We start from the raw sequence: 4,638 nt of genomic DNA on the forward strand, positions 1-4,638 counted from the left end.
CCCTGCCGCGCCTCCCGGGCCTCGCGGCGCTCTTCTTCGCGCTTGAGGTTTTCCAGGCGCTGCTGTTCGCGACGCTCGGCTTCCTTCTTCTGGTTCTCTTCGCGACGCTGCTGGGCCTCGGCGCGCTTGGCCTCGTCCTGGCGCTTCTGCTCTTCGCTGCGTTCGGCCTTGGGCGTCTTGGTCTTGGCCGGCTGCTGGGCGGCCTTGCCGCCACGATCGCGTTCGATGCGGTCGCGACGACCGCCGCGTTCGCGACGGCCACCGCGTTCGGCGCGTTCACCGCGCTCGCCGCGATCATTGCGGCGGGGCTTCTTGCTTTCTTCGGCCGCCGGCGTTTCGTCGCCGGCGAACAGCGCCGCCAGGCGGGCGAAAAAGCCGCGCTTGGCCACCGGGGCCTGCATGGCCGCGGGCAGCGCCGCCGCTACCGGCTCCGGCGCTTCCTCGCGCACCGGCGCCGGGTTCGGCGGGCGCACGGCGGTCACGGCCGGCATGTCGGGAACGTTGATGTGCGACTTGGTCAGCGCGTGCACGGCCAGCTTGCGCGGCGTGGTGCGGTGGTAGCTGGGACGGGCGCTGTCTTCGCCAAGTTCGTTGTCGCGCAGGCGGCTGATGTTGAAGTGCGGGGTCTCGAGCTGGTCGTCGGCGACCACCACCACCGGCGCGTCGTGCCGGGTCTCGATCTCGACCAGGGCGCGGCGCTTTTCGTTGAGCAGGTAGTTGGCGATTTCCGGCGGGGCCTGCACCAGCACCTGGCCGGTGTTTTCCTTCATCGCGTGTTCTTCGGCCAGGCGCAGGATCGACAGCGACAGCGATTCGACGCTGCGCATGCGGCCGTGGCCTTCGCAGCGCGGGCAAACCACCTGGCTGGACTCGCCCAGGCTCGGGCGCAGGCGCTGGCGGCTCATCTCAAGCAGGCCGAAGCGGGAGATGCGGCCGATCTGGACCCGGGCGCGGTCCTGCTTCAGGGCCACCTGCAGGCGCTCTTCGACCTGGCGCTGGTGCTTGCCCGAGGCCATGTCGATGAAGTCGATGACCACCAGGCCGCCCAGGTCGCGCAGGCGCATCTGGCGGGCCACTTCGTCGGCGGCTTCGAGGTTGGTGTTGAACGCGGTTTCTTCGATGTCGCCGCCCTTGGTGGCGCGCGCCGAGTTGACGTCGATGGCCGTCAGGGCCTCGGTCTGGTCGACCACGATCGAGCCGCCCGAGGGCAGGCGCACCTGGCGCTCGTAGGCACCTTCGATCTGCGATTCGATCTGGTAGCGGTTGAACAGCGGGGTGGGGTCTTCGTAGAACTTGAGCTTGCGCAGGTTCTGCGGCATCACCGACTGCATGAAGTCGCGGGCCTCGTCGTACATTTCCTGGGTATCGACCAGGATCTCGCCGACGTCGGCGCGCAGGTAGTCGCGCAGGGCGCGGATGATCAGGCGCGATTCCTGGTAGATCAGGAACGGGGCCGGCTTGGACAGCGCGGCGTCGGTGATCGACTTCCAGACCTGCAGCAGGTAATCGAGGTCCCACTGCAGTTCGTCGGCGGCGCGGCCGACGCCGGCGGTGCGGATGATCACGCCCATTTCCTCGGGAATGGTCAGCGCGTCCATCGCTTCCTTCAGGGCGGCGCGGTCGTCACCCTCGACCCGGCGCGAAACGCCGCCGGCGGTGGGGGAGTTGGGCATCAGCACCATGTAGCGGCCGGCCAGGGAGATGAACGTGGTCAGGGCGGCGCCCTTGTTGCCGCGTTCTTCCTTTTCGACCTGCACGACCACTTCCTGGCCTTCGCGCAGGAATTCCTTCAGGCCGGCCTTGTTCGGGTCGACGCCGGGGACGAAGTAGTCGCGGGAGATTTCCTTGAGCGGCAGGAAGCCGTGGCGCTCGCCGCCGTATTCGACGAAGGCGGCTTCAAGCGAGGGTTCGAGCCGGACGATGCGGCCCTTGTAGATGTTGGACTTCTTTTGTTCCTTCGAGGGCTGCTCGATGTCGATGTCGTACAGGTTCTGGCCATCGACGATCGCCACGCGCAGTTCTTCAGCCTGCGTGGCATTGATCAGCATACGCTTCATGGTGGATTCCTCACGCGCTCGTACCGCGAGGAACGCCGGGGTCCGCGCCCGATGTTTCGGGCCTGGGGCGCATTGCGCACCCGGGCCTGGCAGGAACTTCCAGCGCTACAAACCTTGGGCGTACCCACGGGAGCGCTTGTTTTGTTTGTTCGGTCTTAGGGCCCGGACCCCGCCTCGCGGCGTCCGGTGTTCGCAGGCTCGCAAGCCTGCGGCAATATCCGTCCGCCTTCGGCACCGGCTAACATGGTCACCCCCGTGGGGTGTGGTAGCGGTTCCTCGGGATTCTCAGGGGTCGGCTTTTGGCCGGGGAGCCCCTGCGAAATCAGGACGTTATCTCGCGCAGTGATTGTATAGGGGCAACCCCCATGGCGGCAAACGAACAAGTCTCGACCGGTGTGAGACTGGTCCGGGTCCCGGAGGACCGGGACGGCCAGCGGCTGGACAATTTCCTGCTGCTGCAGCTCAAGGGCGCCCCCCGGAGCCTCGTTTACAAGCTCGTGCGCAGCGGCCAGGTGCGTATCAATGGCAAGCGGGCCAAGGCCGACAGCCGCCTGTCCGGGGGCGATGAAGTGCGCATCCCGCCCGTGCGCCTGGCCGAAGCCGGCGAGGTCCGGACCCCGCCCAAGGGCATGCTCGAGCGCCTGGCCGCCAGCATCGTCTTCGAGGACAAGGCCCTGCTGGCGATCAACAAGCCCAGCGGCATCGCCACCCACGGTGGCAGCGGCATCAGCTTCGGCGTTATCGAGGCGCTGCGGGCCATGCGCCCGGGCGAGCCCCTGGAGCTGGTGCACCGGCTCGACCGCGACACCTCCGGCGTGCTGGTGCTGGCCAAGAAACGTTCGGCCCTGCTGGAGCTGCAGGCCCTGATGCGCGCCGGCGAAGACGACGAAGGTCCCTCTAAGCGCTACCTGGCGCTGCTGGTCGGCCGCGTGCCCAACGGCACCCTCACCGTGGACGCGCCGCTGCAGAAGTCGGTGCTGCAGGGCGGCGAGCGCATGGTGCGGGTCGATGCCTCCGGCAAACCTTCGGTCAGCCACGTGAAGGTGCTCGAACGCCGCGGCGGCCACAGCTTCTGCGAGGTGCGCATCGAAACCGGCCGCACCCACCAGATCCGCGTGCACGCCGCCCACCTGGGCCATCCGGTGGCAGGCGACGAAAAATACGGCGACCGCGAAGCCAACAAGCGGCTGGCTGAACAGGCCGGGCTGCGCCGGCTGTTCCTGCACGCGGCATCGATCGAGTTCGCGCTGGAGAAGGGCACGAAGCCCTATCTGATCAACGCGCCGCTGTCGGACGACCTGGTGGCGGTGCTCAATCGCCTGGGCTGAGCCCTGGTTATTCGCCGGCCAGCAATTCGGCCTTGGCGGCGCAGGTGAAGTCGTTTTCGCTCAAGCCGCCGACGTCGTGGGTGGAATAGCGCACCACGGCGCGGTCGTAGTGCACGCCCAGGTCCGGATGGTGGTCTTCGGCGTGGGCCACGTAGGCCAGGGCGTTCACGAAGGCCATGGTCCGGTAGTAGTCCTTGAAGCGGAAGGTCTTGGTGATCGCCTGGCCCTCGTCGGCCAGCGTCCAGCCGGGCAGGGCGGACAGGCGCGCGGACACGGACGGGGCGTCGAGCAGGTGCCGGGGGCCTTTGAGCGGCTGGCAGCGGCGATCGGCGAGTTCATTGATCGTGGTCATGACAGCGTTCCGGTGCGGGAGCAGCCAAGTATAGGCCCCGGCGTTAGAATGCACGCCATGATCAACCTGTCCGAAAACGCCCAGACCTATTTCCGCCGCCTGCTTGAAACCCAGGGCGGCGATGCCGTCGGCATCCGCCTGTCCGCCGTCGAGCCGGGCACGCCGCGCGCCGATGCGCGCCTGGAGTTCTGCGACAACGGCGACCTGCTCGGCGACGAGTGGGCGATCGAATGCGAGGGTTTCACGCTGTTCGTCGACGGCGCCAGCGTGCCCTACCTGGATTCGGCCGAAATCGACTACGCCAGCACCGCCACCGGCGGCCAGCTCAATATCCGCGCGCCGCGCATCAAGGGCGAAACCCCGGGCACCGATGCCAGCCTGGTCGAACGCGTGCGCTGGCTGATCGAGTCTGAGATCAATCCGCAGCTGGCTTCGCACAAGGGCCGGGTGGCGCTGGATTCGATCGACGCCGACGGCGTGGTCTATCTTCGTTTCGGCGGCGGCTGCCACGGCTGCGGCATGGCCGACGTGACGCTCAAGCAGGGCATCGAGAAGCAGATGATGGCCCGCTTCCCCGAAGTCACCGCCGTGCGCGACGCCACCGACCACAGCACCGGCAGCGCTCCTTACATAGCCCGGGGCTGAACGCCGCGGCGGGTCATCGCCCCGCTTAACCGTTTTTTTTCAGGGTGGGCCGTTAGTCTCTCCGGGCCTATTACCCGCGCGTGGACCGTGACCGAAGACATCGAGACTCCCGATCCCGCGCAGGCCCTGGTCGATGCCGATCATCGCTGGCGACCGATCCCCGACGCCGACCCGATGCCGATGCGCCTGCGCATCGGCCTGTGGCTGATCATCACCGGCGGCCATTTGCTCGCGTTCTGGGTTCTGGACTCGGGCC

At 67.7% G+C, this 4,638-nt stretch carries 4 protein-coding genes; 2 read left to right on the forward strand and 2 right to left on the reverse strand.

The genetic code is table 11. The features are described 5' to 3' along the window. A partial coding sequence (locus AACZ35_RS12595) for an Rne/Rng family ribonuclease (protein ID WP_339829840.1) occupies positions 1–2,057 on the reverse strand: 2,057 nt, incomplete at its 3' end. Between the two features lie 365 nt (positions 2,058–2,422). Between AACZ35_RS12595 and AACZ35_RS12600 the strand changes: the two genes are divergently transcribed. Further along, positions 2,423–3,385, forward strand: a complete 963-nt coding sequence (locus AACZ35_RS12600) for an RluA family pseudouridine synthase (RefSeq protein WP_339829842.1) — start codon at positions 2,423–2,425, stop codon at positions 3,383–3,385. Between the two features lie 7 nt (positions 3,386–3,392). On the opposite strand, the gene AACZ35_RS12605 is transcribed toward AACZ35_RS12600, so the two are convergent. After that, complete coding sequence (locus AACZ35_RS12605) at positions 3,393–3,737, reverse strand: 4a-hydroxytetrahydrobiopterin dehydratase (protein ID WP_339829844.1); 345 nt, start codon at positions 3,735–3,737, stop codon at positions 3,393–3,395. 57 nt (positions 3,738–3,794) lie between these two features. On the opposite strand from AACZ35_RS12605, the gene AACZ35_RS12610 reads away from it, so the two are divergent. After that, the gene (locus AACZ35_RS12610; RefSeq protein WP_339829846.1) at positions 3,795–4,382 is read left to right on the forward strand and encodes an NfuA family Fe-S biogenesis protein; all 588 of its coding nucleotides are present in this window, start codon (positions 3,795–3,797) and stop codon (positions 4,380–4,382) included. Positions 4,383–4,638 lie beyond the last annotated feature (256 nt).

It is taken from the genome of uncultured Arenimonas sp. (genome assembly GCF_963976025.1).
GTDB lineage: Bacteria > Pseudomonadota > Gammaproteobacteria > Xanthomonadales > Xanthomonadaceae > Arenimonas.

Excerpts from the sequence above, each read along its gene's own strand:
- AACZ35_RS12605 (WP_339829844.1), bottom strand. The coding sequence starts at position 3,737 with ATGACCACGATCAATGAACTCGCCGATCGCCGCTGCCAGCCGCTCAAA.
- AACZ35_RS12610 (WP_339829846.1), top strand. The coding sequence starts at position 3,795 with ATGATCAACCTGTCCGAAAACGCCCAGACCTATTTCCGCCGCCTGCTT.
- AACZ35_RS12600 (WP_339829842.1), top strand. The coding sequence starts at position 2,423 with ATGGCGGCAAACGAACAAGTCTCGACCGGTGTGAGACTGGTCCGGGTC.